Annotated in this window: 4 protein-coding genes; 3 read left to right on the top strand and 1 reads right to left on the bottom strand. The window is 62.0% G+C overall.

Annotated features, from left to right (window positions below; all coding sequences use genetic code 11):
- Positions 1-825, top strand: an 825-nt coding sequence (locus tag WCB02_RS34970) for a cryptochrome/photolyase family protein (RefSeq protein ID WP_423965857.1), incomplete at its 5' end; no start/stop codon positions are given.
- 92 nt (positions 826-917) lie between these two features.
- Positions 918-1,211: a hypothetical protein gene (locus WCB02_RS34965; RefSeq protein WP_423965855.1), complete on the top strand. Its 294-nt coding sequence runs from the start codon at positions 918-920 to the stop codon at positions 1,209-1,211.
- 110 nt (positions 1,212-1,321) lie between these two features.
- Here WCB02_RS34965 and WCB02_RS34960 read toward each other — a convergent pair whose 3' ends face one another.
- Positions 1,322-1,768, bottom strand: coding sequence for a hypothetical protein (locus WCB02_RS34960; protein ID WP_423965853.1), 447 nt, complete (start codon positions 1,766-1,768; stop codon positions 1,322-1,324).
- 275 nt (positions 1,769-2,043) lie between these two features.
- On the opposite strand from WCB02_RS34960, the gene WCB02_RS34955 reads away from it, so the two are divergent.
- A partial coding sequence (locus tag WCB02_RS34955; RefSeq protein ID WP_423965851.1) for a hypothetical protein occupies positions 2,044-2,240 on the top strand: 197 nt, incomplete at its 3' end.

Raw genomic sequence — 2,240 nt, 5'->3', positions numbered from 1 at the left:
GGCGAGAGCGCCGCGCAGGAGCGGCTTGCGGACTTCCTCGCCGGCGGCATCAAAGGCTATGCGGACGACCGCGACCGGCCGGATCGCGCCGGCACTTCAAAATTGTCGCCGCACCTCGCCTTTGGTGAGATCAGTCCGCGGCAGGTCTGGCACGCCGCGCGCTTTGCCGCGGCCGAGCGCCCTGCCCTGACCTCCGATATCGACAAGTTCCTGAGCGAACTCGGCTGGCGAGAGTTCTGCCGGCATCTGCTGTTCGACGTGCCCGATCTTGCCACCCGCAATCTGCAGGGCGCCTTCGACGCCTTTCCCTGGAAGCAGGATCACGCTGCGCTGCGTGCCTGGCAGCGCGGCCGGACCGGCTATCCCATCGTCGATGCCGGCATGCGCGAGCTCTGGCACACCGGCGTGATGCACAACCGGGTGCGGATGGTGGTCGCGTCCTTCCTGGTCAAGCATCTGCTGATCGACTGGCGGCACGGCGAAGCCTGGTTCTGGGACACCCTGGTCGATGCCGACGCCGGCAGCAATCCCGCCAACTGGCAGTGGGTGGCGGGCTCCGGCGCCGATGCCGCCCCCTATTTCCGAGTCTTCAATCCGGTGCTGCAAGGCGAGAAGTTCGATCCCGAGGGCGCCTATGTCCGGCGCTTCGTGCCAGAACTCGCAGCGTTGCCCGCGCCTCTGATCCACCGGCCATGGACGGCTTCACCACTCGAACTTGCGGCCGCTTCCATCACGCTTGGCACCACCTATCCCGCGCCGATCATCGATCACAAGGTCGGACGCGAACGCGCGCTGGCGGCCTATGCAAGGCTGCGCGCGGCGTGAATGCACGCGGCTTGCTTTGAAAGCTCAACGAATCCCGCTATCGTCGTTCGCATCGTCAACACTGGGGGTGCGATATGGACGACGAGAAACCAATGTTTGAACTTGCTACCGACGCGATCAGCGGCGCGGCGGAGGCCACGACCGAGGCCGTCAAGACCGCGGTCAAGAAGGTGAGAAAGGCCGCCAGGAAAGCCGCGACCAAGGTAACGGGCAAGAAGGCATCGAAGAAGGCATCGAAGAAGGCTGCCAAGAAAGCCACCAAGAAAACCGTCAGGAAAGCATCGAAGAAATCCACCAAGAAAGCGGCGAAGAAGACCACCAAGAAAGCCGCCAAGAAGTCTGCGAAAGCGGCGCCCAAGACCCAAAAGAAGACATCGAAGCGCTGATCCGGCCGTGCGTTTGACGCGACCGCGCAAGCAAAGGCCTCCGGGCTGATGGGGCCCGGAGGCTTTTGTTTGAGGGCAATTGCGTGAAGTCCGATACGGCGTCGTCCGGTCTACCAATCGTCCGGGCAGGGGTCGACGATCTTCCAGAGGTCGGTGCCGTTCTTGATCTTCTTCATGTCGGTGGTGAGCCCGCCATTGCGGCGGATCCAGTCCTTCACCGTGTCGGGGTAGTAGGACATCAGGTCGGCGGTGCCCTCTGCGCTGGTGACCTTGATGCCGAAGGTGAAGGCCTTGTCGTAATAGGCCTGGTGGAAACCGAGGCTGGCGCGCGGAGTCACGCAGATCTTGTTCATCGGCACGATGCCGAACACCAGCGTGCAGGCCGAATTGCAGATGCCGTCGATGATGACGCGCTGACCGGTATCGCGGATATGCTTGTACTTGGCCTTGTATTCCTCGACATAGCCGCCGTGATCGCGCGTGATATGCAGATCGGCGCGCGCCGGGACGACGGCGACCAGGCACGACAGCAGCAGAGCGAGAGGCGTGATGCGCATGGAGCGAATGGACCCGGCTGGCCTTCCTGACACGGGCGGGCTGAACAAGCCAGCCCGTCCGCCAAAATGTCGCTGGACTGTGTTAGGAATTCGTTAAGCATGCCGAAAAGGCCAAAAATTTGGCGGCCCGGTCACCCTTTTGCTGAGTTTTGGGCGCCTTTTTGGGTTAGATTGTCATCCAAAATCGGCTTGGATAGGGTCGGCTTCAGGTCGCTTGCAGGTCCGCTTTTTAGTTCCCGTTTGAGTTCCTTTGGCGTGATTCCCGGAGAATCGAGATGAAGATGTCACAGCTTTTCGCCGCCGTCGCGCTGTCAGCGGTGGCGTTCGCCCCCAGCCTGGCGGACGCGAGGAGCCATCATCATCATCGCTATGCCACCTATGCCGACGAGGAAGCCTACCGGCTGCCCTACCCGATCAGCTATCTCCACAATTACGGTCCCGGTCAGGTGCCCGGCTCCTTCGACTATTATGA

Source organism: Bradyrhizobium sp. (assembly GCF_049581145.1).
Lineage (GTDB): Bacteria > Pseudomonadota > Alphaproteobacteria > Rhizobiales > Xanthobacteraceae > Bradyrhizobium.
This window is presented reverse-complemented; position numbering and strand designations above follow the sequence as displayed.